Origin of the sequence: Klebsiella sp. JN_Kp126 (assembly GCF_033843325.1) — a bacterium.
GTDB classification, from domain to species: Bacteria; Pseudomonadota; Gammaproteobacteria; order Enterobacterales; family Enterobacteriaceae; genus Klebsiella; species Klebsiella michiganensis.
This window is the reverse complement of sequence record NZ_JAWXQV010000078.1, coordinates 1-25,120: the sequence shown is the minus strand read 5'-3', so window position 1 is coordinate 25,120 and position 25,120 is coordinate 1. Positions and strand designations below refer to the sequence as shown.

Sequence of the window (25,120 nt, the reverse complement as noted above, 5' to 3'; positions counted from 1 at the left end):
TTCATTACTCTTTTGATTCAGATAGCGGAAGTTTGCGGCATTAGCGGGTCCGAAGAGGACTTACTGGAGCGCAACAAGAAGATGGAGATAAAGGTGGTGCAGAACACCAGCAGTCCCATAATCAGATAGGACTGGGCGAAGCCGTATTTCTCATAGCTATAGCCAGCGAGCGGCGACAGAACCGTCGCGATAACCGAGCTGGTGCAGGCAAAGCCGACCAGATACAGCGTGGATGAAAGACGCTTGTCGAAGTTTAAGCTGTTGTATTTAAAGATAGATACCAGCAGTACCGGCAGCTCGACGGCGTGGAGCAGCTTGGTGATGGAGATCAGCAGCGGCCCCTCCACCAGCCCGGAAGCCACCATACGCATGGCCATCACCATTCCGGCGAAGATCAGGCCGTTTTTCGCGCCGACGCGGTTAACCAGCCACGGTGCGCAGAACATACCGGCGGCTTCCAGGAACACCTGGAACGAGTTCAGGTAGCCGTACATCGCGTTGCCTTCCTGCAGGGTCGGGAACTGGGAAGAGAAGTAGACCGGGAACTGCTGGTCATAAACGCCGTAGATACAGGTGCCGATGACGAAGAAGACCAGCGCCCAAAAGCGCGGCAGGGTCAGCAGACGCAGGGCGTCTTCCAGCGTGACTTTACCGCCGGATACCGCCTCCTGCATGGCATGCGGCGCGGAAGAGACCCGCAGTCGCGCCAGTAGGAAAAAAAAGACCAGTCCGGAGCAGCTGGCCACCGCGAAGTTTAAGTGCGGGTTAATGTTGAACAACAAACCGGCGAAGAAGGTCGCCACCGCCCAGCCCAGCGAGCCCCACATCCGCGCCTTGCCGAATTCAAACTGGCTCTGGCGCGCGACGCGCTCGGTGTAGGATTCCAGCACGCCGATACCGCCGTTGAAGGTCAGTCCGATATAAATCCCGCCGAAGATGCTGCCGAGTAAGACGTTAATTTTGAGGAGGTAGCCAAACGCCATATAGGCCGGGCCGGAGAGGATCAGCAGTACGGTGATGTACCAGAGCAAATTTTTACGCAGGCCGAGTTTGTCCTGAATAAAGCCGTAGCACACCTGGGCGAAAAGCGCGGAGACGGAAAGCACTGAGAAGATAATTCCCGTATCCCCCGGCTTAAGTCCCACTTCCTGATGTAGCCAGATAGAGAGCAGCGAACCTGAAGAGGACCAGGTCACGAAAAAGAAAAAGAGTAACGCACTGAGTAACGGATAGCTGTGAGAGTGATGCGCTTTCATCATGACATTCTCATGTTGGAGTAATGCTATTATGGTAACGTTAACAAAAAGCGAAACTCACTTCGTTTTGTTGCGATTCATGATGTTAATCACAAAAGTTAACGTTAACATAAAGGAGATGAGATCTCGATCAAATATTCATCTTCTTCGCTCGCGCTACGTGTACGATAGAATATTGTATGATCCTTTTACATCAGTAACTTAGTTGACCCCGCTGCTGGCGGCAAGGGTGGAGCACTTAATATGGCATCTCTGAAGGATGTAGCAAAGCTGGCGAATGTCTCGCTAATGACGGTCTCCCGGGCGCTTAATAGCCCGGAAAGGCTCAAGCCGGAGACCCTGGCTCGGGTCCAGGCGGCTATCGAAGAGACCAACTACGTCCCCGACCTGTCGGCGAAGAAAATCCGCGGCGCTCACGCGACGCCAAACACCATCGGTGTACTGGCGCTGGATACCGTCACCACGCCGTTTTCGGTGGAGATTACGCTCTCCATCGAAGAGACCGCACGAGCGCACGGCTGGAACAGCTTCGTGGTCAACATGTTCTCTGACGATAGCCCGGACGCTATCGTCGACCTGCTGCTCTCCCATCGTCCGGACGGCATTATCTACACCACGATGGGTCTGCGTCAGGTACCGCTACCGGCCAAGCTGTTAACCCTCCCCTGCGTGCTGGCCAACTGCGAAAGCCTGCACGACCCGGTGGCCAGCTATATCCCGGACGACGAACAGGGTCAGTATACGGCGGTGCAGGCTCTGCTGGCCGCCGGTTATCGCCGGCCGCTGTGCCTGCATCTGCCGGCGAATCATCTGGCGACCGTCCGCCGCCGTCAGGGGCTGGAACGCGCCTGCCGGGAAGCGGGTGTTGACCCGGATACGCTCGCTCACTGCTATATGGCCTACGGCGATGAGCACTATCGCGATATTCCCGCCATCGTGCTGGCCCATATTCACCAGCGCAAGCCGCAGTTCGACTCGGTGATTTGCGGCAACGACCGCATCGCGTTTATGGTCTATCAGACGCTGCTGGCGCGCGGGCTGCGCATTCCGCAGGATGTGGCGGTGGTGGGTTATGACAATATGGTGGGGATTGGCGATCTGTTTTTCCCGTCGCTCTCAACGGTGCAGCTACCGCACTATGATATCGGGCGCCTGAGCGCCCAGCACATTATTAACGGCGACAGCCATCGGGAGACGGTGAAAGTAGCCAGCCCGTGGCTGCCGCGCGAGTCGTTGTAATTAATTGCCGATATTGCGCAGCTTCTCGCCGGACATCAGCCTGCGTTCAATATGCTCCAGGGTGACGTTTTTGGTTTCCGGGATCAGCCAGAACGTCACGCCGATAAAGGCGACGTTCAGCGCGGTGTAAAGCCAGAAGGTTCCTGCCGCGCCGATCGCGTCCAGCAGCGTCAGGAAGGTCGCGCCGATAATCATGTTCGACACCCAGTTGGTGGTGGTTGAGCAGGTGATACCGAAATCGCGGCACTTCAGCGGCTGAATTTCCGAACACAGGATCCACACCACCGGCGCGGCGCTCATCGCATAGCCGGCAATACACATCATGGTCATCCCCACCGACAGCCAGGAGAGACCGCTGGAGGCGGTGCCGTTATCAAACTGCATCAGACAGTAGCCCAGCACCAGCGTGCCGATGGCCATCACGCTAAAACCGATTTTCAGCGCCGGCTTACGTCCGGCCTTATCGACGGTAAAGACGGCGATAAAGGTAGCGAACATAAAGGTCAGGCCAACCACCAGGGTCGCGACCATCTGCTGTTCGGTGGTGGTGAAGCCCGCCATTTTAAAGATGCGCGGCGCGTAGTACATGATGATATTCATACCGGTAAACTGCTGCATCGCCTGCAACAGCATGCCGAGGAATACCGCCCGCCGCACGTTGCGGTTGACCTTAAACAGCGCCCAGCCGCCCTGCTTCAGCTTCAGGCTTTCGCGAATCTCGTTGAGCTCGTCACGGGCTTTTTCTGACGTGTCGCGCAGCATCCGCAGCACCTCTTCCGCTTCCACGTGACGCCCTTTTTCCGCCAGCCAGCGCGGGCTGTTCGGCAGGAAGATCACCAGAATAATCAGCACCACCGCCGGCAGCGCCAGTACGCCAAGCATCGCCCGCCAGTTGCCGCTATAGCTGAACGCGGTGTCGGAGAGAAACGCCATCACGATACCCAGCGTCACCATCAGCTGATACATGCTGATCATCTTGCCGCGCACGTTTTCGCTCGCCATTTCCGACAGGTACAGCGGCGCGGTATAAGAGGCGATCCCCACGGCGACCCCGAGAACGATCCTTGCCACCAGCAGCATTTCGACGCTGGTCGCAAACGCGGAGCCCACGGAACCGGCAACGAACAGCACCGCCCCCACCATCAGGCTGTATTTGCGCCCGAGGCGGAAAGAGAGCCAGCCGTTAAATAACGCGCCGATGGCGGCTCCCAGCATCATGCTGCTCACCACCCACTCCTGCAGGCGGCTGGATAAAACAAAATGGTCGGTAATAAAGGGCAGCGCCCCGGCAATCACCCCGATATCGAGGCCAAACAGCAATCCTGCCACCGCGGCGGCAATGGAGACAAACTGATTCATGCGCCGGGTATCGCGCTGCGTACGCGGCATGGTTGTAGAGTCGTGACTGAGAGTGGTCATTTTTTTCCTGCCAGACGAAGTAAGACATACGATGAAACTACGGGATCGGCGGCGTAAGGTGTCAGGCAGGACACGCCAAAGATATGGATTAAGTTGCTACAGGCAATGGTTTTGTGATGGACATTCAACTTTCATAAGAGCAGAAAATAAGCATTTCATCTTCAACAACCCCTGTTACATATAGATACTTACCTCAAAAACAAATAAACCATATGGACTATTTCAGTTTCATCATATGGACAATTGTTATTCAGACATAAAAAAACCCTGCCGAAGCAGGGTTCCATTTTGCGCTGATAACGCGGCAAATATTAGCGCGCCAGCCAGCCGCCATCCACCGCGACAGTGTAGCCATTGATGTAGTCAGAAGCGCTGGAGGCCAGGAAGACCACCGGCCCCATCAGGTCGCTCGGCAGACCCCAGCGTCCCGCCGGGATACGGTCGAGGATCTCGCTGCTGCGCTGTTCGTCGGCGCGCAGCTGCTGGGTATTGTTGGTCGCCATATAGCCCGGCGCCAGCGCGTTGACGTTGATGCCGTGCTTCGCCCACTCGTTCGCCAGCAGACGAGTCACGCCCATCACCGCGCTTTTTGACGCCGTGTAGGAAGGTACGCGGATCCCGCCCTGGAAAGAGAGCATCGAGGCAATATTGATAATCTTGCCGCCGGTCCCCTGGGCAATAAAGTGCTTCGCCGCCGCCTGAGACATAAAGAACACGCTCTTAATGTTCAGGTTCATCACGTCGTCCCAGTTTTTCTCGCTGAATTCGATCGCGTCTTCGCGACGGATCAGGCCGGCGTTGTTAACCAGGATGTCGATATGGCCGAACTCCGCCACCGCGCGCTCCAGCAGCTGCGGGATACCGTCAATCTGGCGCAGATCGGCGGTCAGGCTGAGGAAACGACGGCCCAGCGCCGTGACGCGCTCAATGGTTTCCGTCGGTTCAACAATATTGATACCCACGATATCGCAACCGGCTTCCGCCAGGCCCACCGCCATGCCCTGGCCCAGACCCGTATCACAGCCGCTCACCACGGCTACTTTGCCCTGCAGGGAGAATGCATCGAGAATCATACTTGGTTCCTTAATCTTTCAGAGCCTGTGTAGGTACAGGCAAGGTTCTGATAGTCCAGCCTGCGGCTTGTGCAGACCCTTATGGTTTGAAGAACTCGCAGGGATTGCCCCTTCTAAAAATAAAACAGAGTTCCGTTTTACAGTGAGCACATCTTAGCCCCGGCTAAAGTCATTTTCAATTATTATTAAAACATCGTTTCAATTTTAAGACTGTTAAATGTTAAAAATGCAAAACAGATCACGAAGCGGTGATTGATAAACCGTGAAACTCCTATTTAATTCAATAAAATACAATGAGTTATTCAAACTTAAAAAAAAGACGGCGGATCGAAAAAAAACGGCAGGAAAACAAAGAGCGCGGGGATGCTGGCCGTACTGTCAGCAAAAAAAGGCGATCTATAGCAAGAAGTTGTTGCGAATTGCGTCCGCCATCACAAATAATGAAACGATGTTTTGATAAATTAACACCCATCTTTTAAATCTACTTCCACTGGCCGGTCAACGCAGGCGGGCAACATCTCAGGAAGGAAAAGGAGTACATCATGGCTAAAGGCATGCGGGTTAAACTGAATTATGACGTTAGCCGCGATCCGGACACCGGCGCGGAGATCACCCGCTTAACCCCACCGGAAGTGACCTGTCATCGTAACTATTTCTATCAGAAGTGTTTTTTTAACGATGGCAGCCACCTGCTGTTTGCCGGCGAATTCGACGGCAACTGGAACTACTATCTGCTGGACCTCGCAAAGGCCGAGGCGGTACAGCTAACGGAAGGCGCCGGTGATAACACGTTTGGTGGTTTCCTTTCTCCGGATGATAAATCCCTTTATTACGTGAAGAACGACCGTACGCTGCTGGAGGTTAACCTCACCACGCTGCAAGAGCGTGAAGTGTATCGCGTCGCCGATGAGTGGGTGGGCTACGGTACCTGGGTGGCCAACAGCGATTGCACCAAACTGGTTGGCATCGAGATTGCCAAAAGCGACTGGACGCCGCTCAACGACTGGCAGATTTTCCACGATTTCTTCCACAAAGGCCCCCACTGCCGCCTGCTGCGCGTCGACCTGCAAACCGGCGAAAGCAGCGTGATCCACGAAGAGAGGAAATGGCTGGGCCATCCGATTTATCGTCCGTTTGATGACCATACCGTCGCCTTCTGCCATGAAGGGCCGCATGACCTGGTCGATGCGCGGATGTGGATGGTAAATGAAGACGGTAGCAACGTGCGTAAAGTCAAAGCGCATGCGGAAGGCGAAAGCTGCACCCACGAATTCTGGGTACCGAACGGCTCCGCGCTGGTGTACGTCTCTTATCTGAAGGGCCAGCAGGGCCGGACAATTTACAGCTTCAACCCGGATACCGGCGTTAATGAAGCGGTGATGCAGATGCCGGCCTGTTCGCATCTGATGAGTAACTTTGACGGCACGATGCTGGTTGGCGATGGTTCCGGTACCCCGGTGGACGTCAAAGACACCAGCGGCTACACCATTGATAACGACCCGTATCTGTACGCTTTCGATGTCGCGAAGCAGTCCTATTTCCGCGTTGCGCGTCACGATACCTCCTGGGCAACCGTGGCCAATAGTCGCCAGGTTACCCACCCGCACCCGTCCTTTACGCCGGACGATAGCGCCATTTTGTTCAGCTCCGATAAAGACGGCAAACCTGCCGTGTATATCGCGAAGCTGCCGCCCCAGCCTGAGATGCTGAAGGCATAGCGTTAGCCACTGTTTGAGTTAGTGTTTCTGTAACTGGCCTTGCCCTCCTTTCGGAGGGCTTTTTTATGCCCGGCGTTTTCCCCGGATCGCGCTGCGCTTATCCGGGCTACATTCCGTGCCGATGGGGCGCATTGCGCCGCTCCGGGAAGAGGGATTCATACCAACGGAAAACCCCGGCTGACCGCTCCGGGGTAAACGATGAGGACATTTTTTCAGTTAGAAGGAGTAGGCAACACCTACGCGGAAACGGGTCTGGCGGTCGCTGCGATCGTTGACGCCAACGTTGCCGAGCTCGCCGTACGGCGCCCAGTTTTTATCCAGCTTGTAGGCAACCTTGAGGTTGTACTCCTGCGAGTACGGTTTGTTGTCGTTGCGCTTAACCCCTTCGGTACTGCGCGCATAAACGTAGTTCAGCTCCGTACGCCAGTCGCCGAAGACGTAACCGGCCCACGCATCGCCGCGGTTAACTTTGTCATCATCTTTCCCTGCATTCGCCGGGTAGCGGGTATAGTCGTAACGATAGCGGGCGGCGACGTAGAAGCCATTATCGAAGCTGTACTGCACGCGCAGGTTTGGCTTGTAGATTGAGCGGCTATCGTTACTTTCAATATTGAACCCCGGCGTGACCGAGAAGTTTTTATTCGCCTTCCACTGCCAGGTAATGCTCTCTTCATGACCATTACCGACGAAATCTGAATAAGGCTGGCTGGTGTTATCGCCGCCCGACTTCCACTTCGCCTCAACGGAGAAGCCAAAGCCGTTAGCGAAACGATGGGAGACGGAGACGCGGTCGGCGTTGCTCTTATCCGATTTGCCGCCGTCAATGAATTCGTGACGTAAATCTACCGTGACGGCTGAAGCCGCGAAAGACATGCCACAGAGTGCAGCAAGGGCCAGAGATCTTGCGAACATAAATTACCCCTCATAATTAAAATATCGTTTCGTTTTTATAAAACCGTATTTTATTTTTTAGGCAATAATGTTTTAGTGATCGCGATCGTAAATATTTGTTTCAAAAAAGGTGGCACAGAAAGACGTGACAACGCTCAACAAAATAGCGCGTCAGAAAGGAATTTTTGGCAGGGTAACGGCTGGCGGGAAGCAAAAAAAAGCCTCCACAGGGAGGCTCAGTTAACGCATATATCAGAAGGGGCTTATTCGCGTTCCACCGCCAGCGCCACGCCCTGGCCGCCGCCGATGCATAGCGTGGCCAGCCCTTTGCGGGCATCGCGTTTAATCATCTCGTGCACCAGGGAAACCAGAATGCGGCAGCCGGAAGCGCCAATCGGGTGGCCCAGCGCAATGGCGCCGCCGTTCACGTTCACCCGCCGCTCGTCCCATTCCAGTACCCTGCCCACCGAAATGGCCTGAGCGGCAAAGGCTTCGTTGGCTTCGATAAGATCGACTTCATCCAGCTTCCAGCCCGCGCGTTCAAGGCAGCGACGGGTGGCATGGACCGGCGCGATCCCCATCAGCGCCGGATCGACGCCCACGCTGGCAAAAGCGCGGATCCGCGCCAGAATCGGCAGCCCCAGCTCCTCGGCTTTAGCTTCGCTCATCATCATCACCGCCGCCGCGCCATCGTTAATGCTTGAGGCATTGCCGGCGGTGACCGAACCCTGCTGGTCAAAGGTCGGCAGCAGGCTGGCCAGCGCTTCTGCGCTGGGGTCGACGCGCGGCTGCTCATCGGTATCCACCAGGCGCGGAATACCGTTGAGTTCGCTGGTCACCGGCACGATTTCATCGCGAAAGCGTCCGGAATCAATCGCCCGCCGCGCTTTGTGCTGCGAGCTAAGCGCCCACGCATCCTGCAGTTCACGGCTGATGCCATACTCGCGCGCCAGGTTCTCCGCCGTCACGCCCATATGGTAGTCGTTAAACGCATCCCACAGGCCATCGTGGACAAGGCTGTCGATAAGCTGGCTATTGCCCAACTGGGCGCCGGTACGGCTGTCGGTCAGCACGTGCGGGGCGCGGCTCATATTCTCCTGCCCGCCGGCGATCACCACGTCCGCTTCGCCGCACTGAATCGCCTGGGTCGCCAGGTGCAGCGCCTTCAGTCCGGAACCGCAGACGTCGTTGATGGTAATAGCAGAAACGGTATTAGGCAGCCCGCCGCGGATCGCCGACTGACGCGCCGGATTCTGTCCGGTTCCTGCCGTCAGCACCTGGCCGAGGATCACCTCATCAATACTTTGCGGATCGACGCCGCTGCGCTCAACAAGCGCCTTCACCACCACGCTGCCCAGCTCCACCGCCGAATGACGCGACAGCGCGCCCTGAAAACAGCCGATTGGCGTTCGCAACGCGCCGACGATTACGACATCTTTCATCCTCTACCTCTGCTCCGCCTCTGCGCAAAGAAACAGCATCATAGTAGTGAATTGTTATCAAAAATTTTCGCAATTGTTTAAAAAAAGTGAGGGGAATCACAAAGATCGTCGGCGATGGCAAAAATGTCCCCTATTCGCGCCCGTGCCCCTGCAGATGCTGACGCAGCCAGCTTCCCGCTTCTCCCGGCGGCGCCTTTTTATTCCACAGCAAATCGGTGGAGATCATCCGCGGCCAGCCGGCAATATCCAGCGCCACCAGGCTTCCGCTCCCGGCGAACTCCTCCACCAGCGCGCTGGGCAAAATACACCATCCCAACCCCTGCGCCGCCATGCTGAACAGCAGCAGATAGTTAGGCGCCGACCATACCAGACCGCGCGCCGGTTCCGCCATATTTTCCAGATAGGTGCTCAGGCGCAGCTCGCGCCAGCTGAACAGCTCGTCGCGGGTGACGCTGCCCTGGGCCGCCAGCGGGTGCCGGGGCGCCACGAAGATAGCCATTTCGGTTTGCATCGGCAGCCGGATACTGCCTATTTCTGTCGGATAGCTGTCCCTGGCCTCAATCAGCCCCACCTGCGCCCGCTCCTTTTGCAGCAGATCGATAACGTCGTCGTCTTCGCCAATCAGGCACTCAAATTCGGTGTGCGGAAAACGACGATCGAACTGCGCCAGCAGATCTTCCAGCACATCGGGATGCAGCGTATCGGAGAGCACAAAGGTCAGACGCGCTTCGGTGTTGCCAGACAGCGAAATGGCCAGCTCATCCAGCCTGTCGCTGGCCGCCAGAATCGCCTTCACGTAGCTCAACACCTGTTCGCCCTGCGGCGTGAGCGTCGGCTGTCTGGAGGTGCGATCGAACAACGTCACGCCAAGATCGGCTTCCAGGTTGGCGATTGCGGTGCTGATGGTGGACTGGCTTTTGCGCAGCCGCCGCGCCGCGGCAGAGAATGAACCGCAGGCCACGGATTCGACAAACGCGGTTAAAGCTTCGGGAGAATAGCGCATGAACTATCTACTTAATCGATGGATACTATCTTTTGTTTATCATATTTATCCATAAAATGCCGGGTAATTTCATATAAAGACCGGAGGCAACAAGCCATGCAACAAGTCAACGCCCAGCGCAAAACGCTGACGGAACGGGTAATCCACGCGATAAGCTTTGAAGGTCTGGCGACGCTGATCCTCGCCCCAACCGCCGCATGGCTCATGCAGCGTTCGGTCGTTGAAATGGGCGGGCTCAGTATCCTGCTCGCGACGCTGGCGATGGTCTGGAACATTATCTATAACGCCCTCTTCGACCGGCTGTGGCCGGTAACCCGGGTCGTCCGTACCCTGCGGGTCCGCGCGCTGCACGCGATCGGCTTCGAGTCAGGCTTTATTATTATCGGCGTCACGATGGTCGCGCTGGTGCTGGGCGTTTCGCTGATGCAGGCGTTTATGCTGGAAATCGGCTTTATGCTGTTCTTCCTGCCCTACACCATGGCCTTTAACTGGGTCTGGGATATGCTGCGCGAGCGGGTCATTAAGGTTCGCCAGCAGCGGATCGCCGCCCGCGAGTAATCTTTAGCAAAGCGCCCGGCCGGTAACGGGCGCTCCGCCGCTTCATTTCTGCGCCAGAAACTATCGCCACAGCTCATCCATAAATGTGATAAATTGCACTCCTTTTTGTTCGTTTTCTGGTTGATAAAGTCGCATAATGTCTAAAATTTGGTCTAAAGAAGAAACTCTCTGGAGTTTCGCCTTATATGGCACTGCTGTAGGCGCTGGCACGTTATTCTTGCCGATCCAACTGGGATCCGCGGGCGCTATCGTTCTGTTCATCACCGCGCTGGTCGCCTGGCCGTTAACCTACTGGCCGCATAAAGCGCTGAGCCAGTTTATTCTCTCCGCCAACATCGCCCCGGGCGCGGGGATCACCGGCGCCGTTAATCACTATTACGGTAAAAAGATCGGTAGCCTGATTACCGGCCTCTATTTCCTCGCCTTTTTCGTGGTGGTGCTGATCTACGCCGTCGCCATTACTAACTCGCTCGCGGAGCAGCTCTCCAGACATGTGCCCATCACTTCTCAGGTCAGGGCGCTGCTCAGCCTGGGCGTGGTGCTGGTGCTGAATCTGATCTTTTTAATGGGCCGCCACGTCACGATTAAAGTCATGGGCTTTTTAGTCTTCCCGCTGATCGCCTGTTTCCTGTTCCTCTCCATCTATTTAATGGGGAGCTGGCAGCCGGCTTATCTGACCAGCCAGATGCAGCTGACCCCGCACACGTTCCACCAAATCTGGATCTCGATTCCCGTGATGGTTTTCGCTTTTAGCCATACGCCGATCATATCGACTTTTGCTATCGATCAGCAGGAGAAATACGGCGAGCAGGCCATGGGTAAATGCAAAAAAATCATGAAGGTGGCCTACACCCTCATCTGCGCCAGCGTGCTGTTTTTCGTCTTCAGCTGCCTGCTGTCGATACCGGCGGGCTATATTGAAACCGCCCGCCATCAAGGGGTCACGATTCTTTCCGCCCTGTCGATGATGCCGGGGTCGCCGGCGTGGCTGGCGATCACCGGGATTATTGTGGCGGTGGTGGCGATGTCGAAATCGTTCCTTGGCACCTATTTTGGCGTGATTGAAGGGGCCAGTGAAATCGTCAAAACGTCCCTCGCCCAGGCGGGGATTCGTAAAAGCCGCGCGTTTAACCGGGCGATGTCGATCCTGCTGGTTTCGACGCTGACCTTCGTGGTGTGCTTTATCAATCCCAACGCTATCTCAATGATTTACGCCGTCAGCGGCCCGCTTATCGCGATGATCCTGTTCATCATGCCAACCCTCTCGACGTATCTTATTCCGGCGCTGAAGCCCTACCGCTCGGTAGGTAGCTTTATTACCCTGGTTGTCGGTTTGCTCTGCGTGTCGGTGATGTTTTTTAGCTAATCCTCTTCGTGCGGCGAGTCTTTTCCTCGCCGCACGTTCTGCCAACATTCTCCCCCCACCAATCTCCCTGACGGACATACACTTATCCCTTGCACACCTAGAAAGCAGGGGTTTATATGTCCAGCGTAAAATTATCCGGTACTGCGACGTTAGGCGATCGTCAGGTTTATCGTCTGGGATACGGGGCGATGCAGCTTGCGGGGCCCGGCGTCTTCGGCCCGCCAAAAGATCCGCAAACCGCTATCCGCGTACTGCAGGAAGCGGTCGAGTCGGGCGTCAATCATATTGATACCTCCGATTTTTACGGTCCACACGTGACTAATCAGCTCATTCGCCAGGCGCTGCATCCCTATTCCGCCGATCTGTGCATCGTCACTAAAGTCAGCGCTCGCCGCGACGATAAAGGCAACTGGCTGCCCGCGATGTCGCCCGCGGAGCTCACTGCGGCGGTGGAGGACAATCTGCGCAATCTGGGCCTCGACGTGCTTGAGGTGGTGAACCTGCGCAGTATGCTCGGCACGCATGGCCCGGTTGAAGGTTCGCTGGAGGGGCCCTTAACCACCCTTCTGGAGCTGAAAGAACGCGGGTTGATTCGCCATATCGGGCTGAGTAACGTCACCGCCAGACAGGTGAGCGATGCGCAAAAACTGACGCCAATCGTCTGCGTTCAGAACCAATATAACGTGGCGAACCGTCAGGATGATCCGCTGATCGACGAGCTGGCGGCGCAAAATATCGCCTGGGTGCCCTTTTTCCCCCTCGGCGGTTTTACCCCGCTTCAGGCCCGGGAGCTTAACGAAGTCGCCGCTTCGCTTGACGCCACGCCGATGCAGGTGGCGCTGGCCTGGCTGCTCCAGCGCTCGCCGAATATCCTGCTCATTCCGGGTACCTCCTCGCTACAGCATCTGCACGAGAATCTTGCCGCCGCGCAATTAACGCTCCCACCAGAAGCGTTAGCCATTCTGGATAATCTCCAGCCCCGCTCCTGATTTCAGGCTTCTGCGGATCGATATTCGCAGAAGCCTTCTCCTCAATATTTGCCTGGAATTACCTTAACGCCACTGGCACTATACATCCTACAAATTAGGCGTTATCCGCTTTATTCTCTTACGGATAACCCTATGCAAAGCATAGATTTAAACTTTTTCGACTGGCCTCCTAATTGGAGGCTTCTGTCGTTTTTGTCTCGCCAAAATTTTCGAACTCTTGATTACAGGAAAAACAATATCTCATTCAAAGTTTATACAAATCAATTTAGCTGCAAAGATAGCTAACAACATCAAATGCTCATAAAAACATCTGGTTAACACAATCAGAATGTTTGTATTGCTATATAAAAAATCGACCACACACAATAACAATTTACAAGGATTTCACATGACAGAGGGAACGATAAAGACGAGTAAGTATGAAATTATTGCTATTTTCAGGGAAGAGCTCCGAAAGCAGGCGGAGATAGAAGTTTTTGTTAATAACAAAAGCACTATTACCCAGCTAACGCGGGTAGATTTTGCCGAGTTTCATATCTCCACCACCAGCAAAATCCCCGCGGGGCATAAAGTTAAATTTATTCTGCATAGCGATTCAGGGAAAATCGAGTTTTGCTCTACGCTAAAGAAAAGCTATGCCGGCGGTGAAGGGAAATGCAGGAAGGTCGCATTTACCTTACCGGAATGTATCCAGGTGGTTCAACGCCGGCGCGATCCCCGATTCCGCCTGCGCCACGAGCACGAATTCTTTTGTCACGGCCGACACAAAAACGGAGAAAACTATCTATTCGAAATCAAAGACATTTCGGACGGCGGTTGCGCGCTGATGACCAGGAGCCCCAATCTGAAATTCCTCAGCCATAATGCCATCCTCAAGAACGCTATCCTCGCCCTCGCTGAATATGGCGAAATCACCGTAGATTTAGTTATAAAAAATGTTGTTATGGTGACTTTAGATGATAACGAGAAGTCAGATAGCTACTACCAGATCTCCTGTCAGTTTAAATTTCGCCATCTTGATAACAAGAAGCGAATAGAGAAAGTACTGCTCGACTTGATTATGGAAGCCAAGAGAAAAAAGAGAGTCTGAACCATTGGACAGTATATTACTTTACACTGATGACAATATCATCGGGCAATCAATCCATGATTATATGATTGATCGCGCCAGGGATATCACCACCCTGAAATTTCAGGATATTGTGAAAGGGGTCGGCGCCTCCCCGGCAGCCACCGTTATTATCAATATCATCCACAAAGATATCTCTGCGGCCACAACGGTCGCATTACTGAACACTTTGCGCAAGCGCCTGACGCATTGCGCGCTGCTGGTGCTGATCGTCAAAAGCGAGCTGTCCAGCCTGTTCCGGGAGCTGCTTGATCTAGAAAACCTGTTGATTCTGACCGAAAAATCCTCGCTGGCAGATTACTCAGCCATCATCAGCAGGCCCTCAACCGCCGAAGGCTGCCAGGGGCTATGCACCCGCCGCAAGCTGACCGCCAGGGAACTTCAGGTGCTGGAGTTAATTATTGCCTGCAATAACAGTAAAAGGATTGCGGTGCTTCTCGACATTGATCATAAAACGGTCCACAGCCATAAGGTACATATTATGAAGAAGCTCGGGATGAATAACTCGCGAATAATGAACAAAAGCATAGTCAATATGTATCAGTGCTAAAACCAAAAATATGTGGGTGACCAATCAAAACCCGATAATTTATTGGCGATAAGCCATTAATAATCATTCCCATCGGTAGAAAGGTCACCTATAATATTCTCCTCTCTTTACCTCTGACCTGATTTTTGACGAGAGATAATGAACGCAACTCTTTTTTCCAGGCATAATTTATCACGTAGCGATATATCCGTTCGTTATGTCTTTCAAAAAATGTTTTCCCCAAAAGGTACGCTCGTCGCCGTTGAGTGCCTGAGCCGCTTTGACCACCTCTCTATATCGCCGGAAAACTTCTTTCGCTACGCCAATACGGGACTACGCGAAAGCATTTTTATGGAACAGCTGGCGCTTATTGAAAAACATAAACAGTGGTTTAAGCAAAATGCTATCTCGGCGACGATTAATGTTGATGACCATATACTTAACGTATTGCAACGCCCGGAGATTAAAGCGCTCGTCGACCAAATCGGCTGCGTCCATTTTGAAGTGACCGAGAATTCCCATAATCTTTTGAATAATGCTCTCGCAACCTGGAATAACCCGCAAAGCACTACGCTCTGGCTCGATGATTTTGGCTCTGGCAACGCCGGTATTCACGCGATTCGCGACTATCATTTCGATTATGTCAAAATCGATAAAGACTTCTTCTGGCTTTTAATGCAAAAAGATTCCGGTCGTCCGTTAATGGATGCCCTCGTCACTTTCCTTTCCCGCAACCACCATAATGTGATTATTGAAGGTGTAGAAAGCGAAGCGCATAAGGCCTGGTTGCAGGGCATGGAATGGTTTGCTATTCAGGGACACTACTGGAAGGAAGTGAGCATTGAACAATTGGTCCAGGAAGATATCACCGCATAAATAAATGCCGGATAACTCCGGCATCAAAAGTCATACTCGCGCAATACCCTCTCCCCTTCAATTATAAACGAGCTCCCATGTTGCCCAGCTGGTCAACGGGCCGCTGGTTGCTTTTTCCGGCGCGGGGGTCACGTAGCCGATGTAATAGGTAAATACGCCGCCATCGACCGCTTTTTCGACCAGCGGCACCCGGTTTTGCAAGGGGTCGGCCGGGACGATTTTATTACTTTTATCGAGGGTATTATTATCATTGGTCGACAGCGCGAGGAAAATATGGCTGGCGCCGTCCGCCCGCGTATTCCTCAGGTAGCCGGCATTTTCATTGCCCACCGCATTGACCGTAAAGCCGTCAACCCAGCGGACGTTAACCAGGCGGATCTCGTCTTTATCCGCCGCGCCGCCGTCGTGACGCAGCTGGCAGTTCGAGAGTTCCAGCGTAAAAGGCTGCGGCTTCATAAATGCCCCGGCGCCGCGATCGTGTACTTCGGCCAGGCTGACCGGCGCCAGCCAGACGCTGCCGCTCCCCGCGTTGTTGCCGCCGTTCAGCGCCACGCTACAGGAGATATCCGTCACCCGTCCGGCAAAATCCACCCGCCCTCGATCGTAGTTGGTCTCAAAACCCGACGCCGGGGAGGCCATCAGCATCCCGCCGATCAGCGCCAGTTGAATGAGTCGTTTGCTATTTTTATATTGTGCTGAATCACGCATACCCGCCTCCCGCATTAATCGTACGTCAGGTTAAAGATCATGTGCGACTCTACCTCACCGGTACTGGTGGTCGGCGCATATTGATAGAAACGCGCATGCAGAGGCAGGGTGATGTATCGGGTTTCTTGCGTGCGCAGCGTACCGACGCTGTATTTCTTGTTGAATTCCAGCGGTACGCCCTCTTTCAGAACCTGGATACCAATTCCTTTCGCCAACGAGGAGCCGGATTTTTCGTTCAGCAGCGCGCCTCGGCTCACCGTGGTGCCGGTGGCCAGCGTGCCGGAGAAAGAGGTCTGGATATTGGCGTATCCCGACTCGCTTAACCCGCCGCTGCACTGCAGCTCAATATTAAAATCCTTCCCGCCCGCGGTGGTGCCGACGCCGTTGAGATCGCTGCGCTTGATGGTACCGACATCGACGTTCATATTTTTGCCGCTCAGGATGGTACATGAGGGCGATACCACGGTGATGGCGTTGGCGCTCAGGCGGGTTTCGAGGATCGGGTTATTGCCGTTCTCCCAGTCGTAAGAGGTGTACTTACCTGCCGCCAGGGTTCCGCTGCCGGTCACGCTCGCGGTTTTAATCACCTCCAGCGTAAAGCGGGAGCCTTCCAGCGAGTAATTCGTGGTCCGGCTGACGTAGCTGGAGAACGTGTCAGGGTAGATAATATTGACCGTCGCCCCGCCGCGGCTGAACCGCAGGCCGATCCCGGGCACGTTGGTGGAATAAATTTTATTTCCCAGATCGGTCGCCCCGGGGGCGACGATTTTGGCCACAAAGCGGTTAGTGCCGCTGCTGCAGCTATAGCTGGCCCCGCCCGGCGCCGACATGGTCCAGTCCCGGGACACGATCACCGAGCCTACCGGCAGATCCGGCGGAACCACCACCCGGCCCACAACCATGTCGAGGCTAACCGTCGGCTGCGACAGGCGCGTACAGTACGCCCATGCCGACGTGGTCCCCATCGCCATTAAGCCAATAAAAAGCGTCAGTTTTTTCATTAGCGACATAGCGTTTCCTTTGTTTTTTCCTGACTTAATTCCACCGAGCACTGTCCGCCGCTCCACTTAACCGTGGCCTTCGGCGCGCTGGCGTCGCTGATAAACATCATGCTGCCCTGGCCCACCACGCCGATCTCTTTCCCGGAGGGGTTGTAAATCGTGGCGGCGAACGGTAGCGGCAGACCGTTTGCCTGACGCGCCTGCAGAGTGACGTTGTTCTGCAGCGTGGTATCGAAGGAGACCTTGACCACGCTCCCTTCCCACGGCACCACCTGCGCCACGGTACTGCCGAAGGCGACATCGTCGTTGCTGCCTTTCGGGTCAATTTCAACGGAATTTATCCGGTAAGGCCGCAGATACGGCAGAATGGCGTAGCCGTTGCTGTCGATGCGGGTACCCGGCGAGCCGGGCAACATCGCCCCCGCGGCGTCTTTCGCTTCGATCAGCGCCATGGTGGTGCCGCTTTCCGGCGAGAATACGACGCCGTGCTGATGCGCGATCAGCGTCCCGCTGGCGCCTACGCCGCTCTGGCGATAGCCTTCGCCCTGGCTATAGCTGCCGTTCAGCGTGGTCCACGGGGTACGGTAGCTGCCGTTCAGCGCCACATCGTGCTGACCGCCGGTAGAGGTCGTGGTCGACACGCCGTAGTTGAGGTTGTTTTCACTATCCAGCGAACCGTTGACGCCAATCTGCGAACTGGCGAAGCGTGAGTTATTAAACGCGGTATTCGACGTCAGGTTAGCCGTACGGTTTTCACCGAACCACAGCGGGTAGCTAAAGTTGAGTGACACGCGATCGTCGCGACGGTGGCCGGAGCTATCCGGGGTATAGACGCGCTGGGCGCTGACCGACCACGAGAGCCGACCGTACATGTTGTTGTAACTAAACTGGTACTGCTTCTCCGTTCCCGAACGGTTCCAGTAATCCGCCACCCGGCCGCTCAGGTAAAAACCGCCCCAGCCGTCCGGCAGGTTCTGGTTGACGGTAAAGGTCATCCCGTTTTTCTGGCGCCACACGGTGTAGTTGCTGTTGTAGTTCTTCTCCTGATCGACGGCGTAGAGGGCGTCGTTCAGGTTGTAGTAGCCTTTGGTGGAGTAGCGATACGCCGCCAGCACGATGCTGGTCTGGGTTTCGGTAAACATGCGGTTAAAGGTGGCGCGATAGCTTTGACCGTGCTCGTCAAGGGTATCGCTCTTCAGCCGCGAGTGAGTCACGTCGAATGAGAGCGCGCCGATGCCGGTATTCATCCCGGTCCCCAGCAGGAACGCCTGATAGTCATCAAATCCGGTGACGCCGGTATAGCCGGTAAACAGGTTATTTAAACCATGCTGCCAGGTTCCCTGGTAGAGCATCGGTTTATTACGCAGCGAACTATCGTCGACTTTACCGGCGGAGAGCGCGTAGCGGGTCATTCCCGGACGCAGCAGCTGCGCTACCGAGGCGTAAGGTACGCTAAATACCTCGACCGAACCATCGGCCTCTTTAACCGACACTTCAAGGTCGCTACCGTAGCCGGAAGGATAGACATCCTGCAGGGTAAACGGCCCCGGTGGCACCGTGGTCTGATAGATAATATTGCTGCCCTGACGCACCGTCACCAGGGCGTTGCTTTGCGCCACGCCGCGAATTTCAGGGGCGTAGGAGCGCATTCCGTCGGGGAACATATTGTCATCGGTCGCCAGGTTAACCCCGCGCAGGCCGATGGTGTCAAAGAACTCGCCGTTGGTAAAAATCTGCCCGCCGCTGACTATCGAGTTCATCTGCGGAATCGGCCGCTGCAGATAGGTCTGGTTGCTGTTCCAGTGCGCTTTCCCCTGCTGCTGCTGCCAGTTCAGGTTACCGATATGCTTGAGCAGCCAGCCGTCCCACGACAGGCCCGCGTTAACGCCAAGATATGCGCTGCTGTTATCGGAACCGTTGGCCGAGGAGATATGGCTGTTCCAGGCGTTGGCCATCCAGCCTAAATTCAGCGCCGCAACGCCTTTATCCCAGAACTGCGGGCTGACAAAGTTTTTCAGGCGCTGATCTTCGTAGATTTGCGGTACGGCAATATCCAGTCTCAGGGAGGACTGAATCAGCGTGTCTTTGACGTTATCTTCGTGACGCCACTCCTGCAGGCGTCCGCAGAAGCCCTCTTTTTCGCTGAGCTGCGGATTTAATTTTTTCGGCGAAATACCATACTGCATCAGCATCGCTTTGGTATAGCAGACGCCCATTTTGCCGTCTTTACCGGCGGTGATTTTCAGGTCGTAGCGCCCTTTCCATTCGCCGTTGGTATAGACATCAAGGGAGTAGACGCCCTCGCTGATAGCGCTGGTCGAGAAGCGCGACAGGTCGACCTTTTCGCGACTGCCAACGATAAAACCATCGTTAAATTGATAGATCGTTCCCGGGTTTTCCTGTCCGCTGGAAAATGGCGGAAAGCAGCACAGCGCAACCGCGATAGCCGTGCTTAATCTTCCCGGGCAGATTGACCTCTGCTTCATGATCGTTTCCCTTATTTGACGGTAACTTTCACTGCGACATCTGCACCATAATCATTAATGTTGTTAACGGTCAGGGTCTCGCCTTTGCTCACCGCTGAAGAGAGGGCGATGGTCTGGCTGGACTGCGGGGCAAACATGACCGTTTTGCTGTTGAGCGCTTTGCCGCCGTTACGGGAGATACGGCTTACGGTGATATAAAAGGGCGTTGGGTTACTGACGGACAGGCTGCTGCCGTTAGCGGAGAGCGCCAGTTTTTCTGCCGCAGCGTCGCGATTGCCTAGCCCGGCAGGGCGATAAATAAACTTAAAGCGCGAACGAATCGCCAGCTGCAGAATATTTTGCCCTTCGTTTTTCTGGCTGGCCTCAACCGGCGGTATTTCCAGAAGGTTCAGCCACCACAGCGTCTCTTTATCTTTAGCCAGCCCTGCATTACTGCCGAGCTTAATACGCAGGGTTTGACCGCTTTTCGCATCAACCCGGGAAATAGGCGGCGTGATAATAAAGGGGGTAGTAATGGTATCCGGCGTCGCGTCGGCATTACCGTTATCCAGCCAGGCTTGCGCCAGCGCCGGACGGTCGGCGGTGTTAGAGAGCTGCACCGTTATTTCTTTTTCATTTCCTGGATAAATAAAGCGGGTACCGTTAACAATAATATTATTGGCATGGGCCGCAAAACTAAAAATGAAACAGAAAAAAAGGGCAATACGCTTCATGCTGACCTCAGAATAAAAAAATAAGCGGCAGCAGTGGCCGCTTTATTATTGTTGTATACCCTAAATAATTCGAATGACGGGTATAAACCGCCCCGGCGCGAGGCGGCCTTTATCTCTCAGTCGATATTACTGGTAGGTAATTTCGTAAGTCGCATAGCTGTTAACCACACCGGTGGTAACAGTCGTCGGGGTGCTGGTCGCGTAGCCGACGTAGTAAGTGAAGCGCGCGCCATCCTGAACGGCAGAGGCATCACCGGCCGCTTTAGGCTGGGTGCTGTCGCCCGGGATGATTTTGTTGGTCAGCGCGGTGGCGTTGTCGGTGGAGAGAACCAGCTGGATATTCTGCGCGCCGGCGGCTTCGGTGTTAGCCAGGTAGCCCTGCTGTTTAGCGGTTGCGCCCGCCAGCAGGTTACCGCCGGTCCAGTTCACGCCCAGTTTGCTCACATCATCCTGTTTGGTGCCATCAGCCGCCTGGCAGTCAGAAACATCGATGGTGAAAGATTTCGGTTTCAGATAGGTATCCGCCGCGGCAGCTTTAACTTCCGTTAAAGTCACTGGTGACAGATAAACGTTCGCATCGCTGCCCTGGCCGTTTACGGAAACAGTACAAGATACGTCGGTAACTTTACCGAAGAAATTAACCTGACCGCCGCCTACATTGGTATCAGCAGCATTTGCCGCAGCCATACCAAAAAACGCAGTTGCCATTGCAGCAGAGAGAAGAACCTTTTTCATTGCCATTTCCTTGTCAGAGTGAATTAAGTATCAATGAGCAAACAGTTAATACTCACAAAAGTCAGAAGCGATTTGCGATGCTCACTTTTGCAACTGTTAATAGAAACTTCGACTGACCGGAAGCCGCAATATTTAAGGCGTCAGGAACGAACTCGATAAAAGAATTCGTCAAGGCTGTCGGCGTCAAAGAATGCTATTTTTCGCTGACAAATATACATATGTTCACGAGCTGTTAATCAATGTAACAGATAGCTCACAACTATTAATTACTGGGGATTGATAGCAAGAAACAAAGCTATTGTTATTTACACTGAAGGGGAAAAGACGATATGGAATTAACAAGATAGCAACCTATAGTTGCATAAAAGGTTATTTCTCTACAGAGAGAACAATCCTAATCCGTCAGCAGTCTCCCTTTTTCGTCAGTTGAAAATGCAGATACAACGCGCGCCACCCTGCCGGCGTAATCGTCACTTCGCGAAATCCCGCGGTAGTGCTAAACCAGCCGTTCTCCAGACCGTGCTGCAGCAGCGCCGCGCCCGCCGCGCCCCCAAGATGAAAGCGTCGTTCGCTCCAGTCCAGACAGCCGCAGCTGGCTTTGCGCCGGGAGCCGCGCTTCACCACCACTCCCAGCCGGGCAAAGTGCGCTTCCCCGGCGAGCGTCAGCGCCGTTCCGTCAGGCGTTATCCACGCTTCACGCTGCAGAAAATCATACAGCGATACCGCCACTTCTCCGGCCAGATGATCGTAACAGGTGCGCGCCAGGCGCAAATTGACCGGCGTGCTGGTTGCGAGCGCTACCGCGCGCTTGCCGGCCATGGTCATCATATTCTCCAGCAAACCGGCGACATCGCTACCGGCGAGGCGGTAGTAGCGATGCCGGCCCTGGGCAAGGCAGATTAATAAACCGCTGTTGACCAGGCGGCTAAGATGCGCGCTGGCGGTCGAAGGGGAAATATCGGCGACGGCGGAAAGCTCGGTCGCCGTCCACGCCCGGCCGTCCATTAAGGCGCACAGTATCTTCAGGCGCGAGGCATCCGCCATCGCCGACGCCACTGCCGCCATCGCTTCGGCCAGGGACTCATCGTCTTCAATTAGCTCAACAGGTTTTAACATAGTGCCTCGCTTATTTTCCCTAACCACAAACAGCAGCCAGAGTACCGGGGATGGGCAGGTTAAGCACGGTATTCGCGCAGCACCTGAGCCACCCGAATGTGATAACAGGCGAAAATGCTCTCCCGCCCCTCTTTCTGCGCAGCCTGATGGCAAAGGTTGCGTTTCCACGCCTGCACCGCTTCCTCATCCCGCCACCAGGAGAGCGACAAAATTTTCCCCGGTGTGGTCAGGCTTTGGAAACGCTCAATGGCAATAAAACCGTCAATATTGTTCAGCAGCGGCTTCAGCTCCGCCGCCAGCGCTAAGTAACGTTCCTGACTCGCCGGAGTGACCTCGGCTTCAAAGAGTACGGCAATCATCCCATTGTCCTCACGCAATCTGTGTGAGGGTCACTGTATCTTTTCACCCTGGCTCAATGCTTCGTTGACGGGCGAAATATCGCCGCTTTATTTGCTCAAAAAACAGCCAATGCATTCACATTAAAAATAATTAATCACGCGAGGCGAGAAAACTGCGCGGCTGTTGAGATCGTTTTCCACGGCGAAAGAGACGCTGCAGAATAAATCATCTGTTTGTTTTTATTGAAAATAAAAAATTAAAATTTAGGCATTCATCATCATACCGTCACAAAAGTGTGATCTAAATCGCACTTTTTGCAACGCGCGTTATAGTTAGCAGACTTATTATAAGTCCATCGAAAGCAACAACGCTTTCCACCATAAAAGTTAAAAGGACAAACACCATGAAAAACGTAAAATTACTTGCCGCTGCCGGTATGCTGTCTCTGGTCTCTTTCGCTAGCTTCGCTCAGCCTGTTAGCGTAACCGCTGATACGCTGGACAACGCCGAAGCCAAAATCGCCGCCATTGCTAAAGACCAGGGCCAGTCTTACCACATTACCGAAGCGTATACCGGTAACCAGGTTCATATGACCGCCGAGCTGTCTAAATAACCGAATGGTTGCAGAGGGAGCTGCCGGACAGGTCGCTTGACGGCGGCTGGTCTGGCTCCCGCCACATAATAAGCACACAGCAATGTCGAGCCCCTTAATGGGGCTTTTTTTGTTTCTGGCGAACAGTGCCCCCACAGCCTGGTTTGTGGGTTCACTGCCGTCTGCGGTGCCGTAGCCCGGACAGATGCGCAGCATCGCCTCCGGGAAATTCAGCCACGCTGCGCGCTGCTCCCGGGGGCGGCGCCTGACGCGCCTTGCCCGGGCTACAGGTTCACCGCCGTCTGCGGTGCGGTAGCCCGGACAGATGCGCAGCATCGCCTCCGGGATGTTATCGGCCCGCTACGGCGCTCTTTTTCGATAACGCACGCTGAATCGACAGTACGCTGAACAGCACAATCACCAGCCCCACCAGCGCCATCCCCTCGATCTTTTGCCCGAGGAAAACCCAGCCTAATAGCACCGCCGTCACCGGACTCAGCAGGCTCATCGCCGACACCGCCACCGGGGAAAGGCGGCTGATACCGCGAAACCACAGGCCGTATGCCAGCATCGCCCCGGCAACGCACAGCCACAGATAGCCCGCCGCCTGAGTCGGCGTCACCTGATGCAGCGGCGGATCGACCAGTAACGCAATTGGTGCCAGTACGATACCGCCAATCAGCAGCTGCCAGCCGGTCAGCGCGATAACCGGTAAAGCGATCGCCCAGCGACGCGACAGCCAGGTTCCCAGCGCCATGCTCATCGCCCCCAGAAACGCCGCGGCGATCCCCAGCGGTTCGAGCGTGGTTTGCGGCGACAGCAGCAGCATCGCCATTCCCGCGATCCCCATCAATGCCGAGAGCACCGCCAGCCAGGGCGATCGCTGACGATCGACGCACCAGGCTAACAGCATCACCAGCAGCGGCTGGATCGCCCCTATCACCGCCGCCAGGCCGCCCGGCAGCCGATAGGCGGCAATAAACAGCAGCGCCTGAAACGCGCCGATATTCAGGATCCCGGTAACGATCAGCTTCCACCACTCGGCGCGCAGCGGGAAACGGCGACTCCAGATCAGCAGAGCGATCCCGGCCGGCAGCACCCGCAGCAGCGCGGCGATAAACGGCCGATCCGGCGGCAGAAACTGCGAGGTCACAATATAGGTGCTGCCCCAGATGGCGGGGGCCAGCGCGGTTAAAAACAGATCAACCATCAAATTGCGCGAAACAAAGGCCATGATTTTATCTTCACATCAAGGTAAATTGTGGCCTAAGTATGTATCGATATTTATCTTGATATCAAGACAAGTGAGCATTAATGGACAAATCACCGCAGACCGACGCCGTGGATCGCATTCTTGAACAGTGGAAACGGGAACGTCCCGATCTCGATTGCAGTCCGATGGGCCCGTTTGGCCGCCTGAAACGCTGCGCGCTGCTGCTGGAGCCGCGCATTGAAGCGGCTTTTCTTCGTCATGATTTAGTGCGCTGGGAGTTTGATATGCTGGCGACGTTGCGGCGGGCGGGCGAACCGTTCGTGCTGTCGCCCACCCAGCTCTTTTCAACGTTAATGATCACCTCCGGCACCATGACCCATCGTCTGAAAGCGCTGGAAAAACGGGGGTTTATTCGCCGTCTGCCAAACCCGGACGATGCGCGCAGCATGCTGGTCGCGCTGACGCCAGAGGGGCGAGAGTTAATCGACAGGGCGGTGGAAAGTCACGTGGAGAATGAGCGGGAGCTGCTAAGTGGACTCTCAGCGGCGCAGCGCCATCAGCTTGATGAAGCGCTGACGATTTTTATGCGCCTGCTGGAAAAAGAGTAATACCCACCCGCTTTGAATAAGGCGCTTACCTTGTTGCCGGATGGCGGTTGATGAAGCACCACCGTTATTTCCCGGAGGCGATGCTGCGCATCTGTCCGGGCTACCGGCCCGCAGACGGCGG

Annotated in this window: 24 protein-coding genes; 10 read left to right on the top strand and 14 right to left on the bottom strand. The window is 55.0% G+C overall.

Annotated elements, in window-relative coordinates; translation table 11 throughout:
• Positions 1 to 17: 17 nt before the first annotated feature.
• Positions 18 to 1,259, bottom strand: coding sequence for an MFS transporter (locus SIK97_RS18440; protein WP_014226685.1), 1,242 nt, complete (start codon positions 1,257 to 1,259; stop codon positions 18 to 20).
• Between the two features lie 240 nt (positions 1,260 to 1,499).
• Between SIK97_RS18440 and SIK97_RS18435 the strand changes: the two genes are divergently transcribed.
• Entirely contained in the window at positions 1,500 to 2,495 is a 996-nt protein-coding gene (locus SIK97_RS18435; protein WP_049103129.1) for a LacI family DNA-binding transcriptional regulator, read from the top strand.
• Here the strand turns inward: SIK97_RS18435 and SIK97_RS18430 are convergent, their stop codons facing one another.
• Entirely contained in the window at positions 2,496 to 3,914 is a 1,419-nt protein-coding gene (locus tag SIK97_RS18430; RefSeq protein ID WP_014226687.1) for a sugar porter family MFS transporter, read from the bottom strand. It abuts the gene before it with no gap.
• 311 nt (positions 3,915 to 4,225) lie between these two features.
• On the bottom strand, positions 4,226 to 4,987 hold the full coding sequence (gene kduD, locus SIK97_RS18425) for a 2-dehydro-3-deoxy-D-gluconate 5-dehydrogenase KduD (RefSeq protein ID WP_004124661.1): 762 nt from the start codon (positions 4,985 to 4,987) through the stop codon (positions 4,226 to 4,228).
• 542 nt (positions 4,988 to 5,529) lie between these two features.
• Here kduD and SIK97_RS18420 point away from each other — a divergent pair.
• On the top strand, positions 5,530 to 6,705 hold the full coding sequence (locus SIK97_RS18420) for an oligogalacturonate lyase family protein (RefSeq protein ID WP_049103124.1): 1,176 nt from the start codon (positions 5,530 to 5,532) through the stop codon (positions 6,703 to 6,705).
• A 216-nt stretch (positions 6,706 to 6,921) separates the two neighbouring features.
• On the opposite strand, the gene SIK97_RS18415 is transcribed toward SIK97_RS18420, so the two are convergent.
• The 3 genes from SIK97_RS18415 to SIK97_RS18405 form a co-directional block, all read right to left on the bottom strand.
• Complete coding sequence (locus SIK97_RS18415) at positions 6,922 to 7,617, bottom strand: porin (protein ID WP_032720124.1); 696 nt, start codon at positions 7,615 to 7,617, stop codon at positions 6,922 to 6,924.
• Between the two features lie 242 nt (positions 7,618 to 7,859).
• Positions 7,860 to 9,038, bottom strand: a complete 1,179-nt coding sequence (locus SIK97_RS18410) for an acetyl-CoA C-acetyltransferase (RefSeq protein WP_009651683.1) — start codon at positions 9,036 to 9,038, stop codon at positions 7,860 to 7,862.
• A gap of 130 nt (positions 9,039 to 9,168) precedes the next feature.
• Positions 9,169 to 10,041: a LysR family transcriptional regulator gene (locus SIK97_RS18405; RefSeq protein WP_182095189.1), complete on the bottom strand. Its 873-nt coding sequence runs from the start codon at positions 10,039 to 10,041 to the stop codon at positions 9,169 to 9,171.
• A gap of 96 nt (positions 10,042 to 10,137) precedes the next feature.
• Here SIK97_RS18405 and SIK97_RS18400 point away from each other — a divergent pair, with 96 nt between their 5' ends.
• From SIK97_RS18400 to SIK97_RS18375, 6 genes are all read left to right on the top strand, one after another.
• A complete protein-coding gene (locus tag SIK97_RS18400; RefSeq protein ID WP_025107400.1) occupies positions 10,138 to 10,599 on the top strand; it encodes a multidrug/biocide efflux PACE transporter in 462 nt (153 codons plus the stop codon).
• Positions 10,600 to 10,735: 136 nt separating this feature from the next.
• Positions 10,736 to 11,965 (top strand): amino acid permease, encoded by a 1,230-nt coding sequence (locus SIK97_RS18395; RefSeq protein ID WP_014226692.1) that lies wholly within the window; start codon positions 10,736 to 10,738, stop codon positions 11,963 to 11,965.
• Positions 11,966 to 12,081: 116 nt separating this feature from the next.
• Positions 12,082 to 12,954, top strand: coding sequence for an aldo/keto reductase family oxidoreductase (locus SIK97_RS18390; protein WP_057173963.1), 873 nt, complete (start codon positions 12,082 to 12,084; stop codon positions 12,952 to 12,954).
• Between the two features lie 388 nt (positions 12,955 to 13,342).
• Positions 13,343 to 14,044: a flagellar brake protein gene (locus tag SIK97_RS18385; protein WP_014226694.1), complete on the top strand. Its 702-nt coding sequence runs from the start codon at positions 13,343 to 13,345 to the stop codon at positions 14,042 to 14,044.
• Between the two features lie 4 nt (positions 14,045 to 14,048).
• Positions 14,049 to 14,633, top strand: coding sequence for a helix-turn-helix transcriptional regulator (locus SIK97_RS18380; protein ID WP_025107398.1), 585 nt, complete (start codon positions 14,049 to 14,051; stop codon positions 14,631 to 14,633).
• Between the two features lie 138 nt (positions 14,634 to 14,771).
• Complete coding sequence (locus SIK97_RS18375) at positions 14,772 to 15,488, top strand: EAL domain-containing protein (protein ID WP_032694725.1); 717 nt, start codon at positions 14,772 to 14,774, stop codon at positions 15,486 to 15,488.
• Between the two features lie 57 nt (positions 15,489 to 15,545).
• Here SIK97_RS18375 and SIK97_RS18370 read toward each other — a convergent pair whose 3' ends face one another.
• From SIK97_RS18370 to SIK97_RS18340, 7 genes are all read right to left on the bottom strand, one after another.
• A complete protein-coding gene (locus tag SIK97_RS18370; protein ID WP_014226696.1) occupies positions 15,546 to 16,196 on the bottom strand; it encodes a fimbrial protein in 651 nt (216 codons plus the stop codon).
• Positions 16,197 to 16,210: 14 nt separating this feature from the next.
• Complete coding sequence (locus SIK97_RS18365; RefSeq protein ID WP_004124708.1) at positions 16,211 to 17,206, bottom strand: fimbrial protein; 996 nt, start codon at positions 17,204 to 17,206, stop codon at positions 16,211 to 16,213.
• On the bottom strand, positions 17,197 to 19,683 hold the full coding sequence (locus SIK97_RS18360) for a fimbria/pilus outer membrane usher protein (RefSeq protein WP_032751099.1): 2,487 nt from the start codon (positions 19,681 to 19,683) through the stop codon (positions 17,197 to 17,199). The genes SIK97_RS18365 and SIK97_RS18360 overlap by 10 nt, the downstream gene beginning before the upstream one ends.
• A gap of 11 nt (positions 19,684 to 19,694) precedes the next feature.
• The gene (locus SIK97_RS18355; RefSeq protein ID WP_000820820.1) at positions 19,695 to 20,396 is read right to left on the bottom strand and encodes a molecular chaperone; all 702 of its coding nucleotides are present in this window, start codon (positions 20,394 to 20,396) and stop codon (positions 19,695 to 19,697) included.
• 126 nt (positions 20,397 to 20,522) lie between these two features.
• A complete protein-coding gene (mrkA, locus tag SIK97_RS18350) occupies positions 20,523 to 21,131 on the bottom strand; it encodes a type 3 fimbria major subunit MrkA (protein WP_001493056.1) in 609 nt (202 codons plus the stop codon).
• Positions 21,132 to 21,533: 402 nt separating this feature from the next.
• Complete coding sequence (locus SIK97_RS18345) at positions 21,534 to 22,247, bottom strand: ArsR/SmtB family transcription factor (RefSeq protein ID WP_032751100.1); 714 nt, start codon at positions 22,245 to 22,247, stop codon at positions 21,534 to 21,536.
• A 59-nt stretch (positions 22,248 to 22,306) separates the two neighbouring features.
• Positions 22,307 to 22,606, bottom strand: coding sequence for an antibiotic biosynthesis monooxygenase family protein (locus SIK97_RS18340; protein WP_014226700.1), 300 nt, complete (start codon positions 22,604 to 22,606; stop codon positions 22,307 to 22,309).
• A 383-nt stretch (positions 22,607 to 22,989) separates the two neighbouring features.
• Here SIK97_RS18340 and SIK97_RS18335 point away from each other — a divergent pair, with 383 nt between their 5' ends.
• Positions 22,990 to 23,199 (top strand): YdgH/BhsA/McbA-like domain containing protein, encoded by a 210-nt coding sequence (locus tag SIK97_RS18335; RefSeq protein ID WP_014226701.1) that lies wholly within the window; start codon positions 22,990 to 22,992, stop codon positions 23,197 to 23,199.
• 328 nt (positions 23,200 to 23,527) lie between these two features.
• On the opposite strand, the gene SIK97_RS18330 is transcribed toward SIK97_RS18335, so the two are convergent.
• A complete protein-coding gene (locus tag SIK97_RS18330; RefSeq protein WP_049101484.1) occupies positions 23,528 to 24,412 on the bottom strand; it encodes an EamA family transporter in 885 nt (294 codons plus the stop codon).
• An 80-nt stretch (positions 24,413 to 24,492) separates the two neighbouring features.
• On the opposite strand from SIK97_RS18330, the gene SIK97_RS18325 reads away from it, so the two are divergent.
• Positions 24,493 to 24,999 (top strand): MarR family winged helix-turn-helix transcriptional regulator, encoded by a 507-nt coding sequence (locus SIK97_RS18325; RefSeq protein WP_047722953.1) that lies wholly within the window; start codon positions 24,493 to 24,495, stop codon positions 24,997 to 24,999.
• The last annotated feature ends 121 nt before the right edge of the window (positions 25,000 to 25,120 follow it).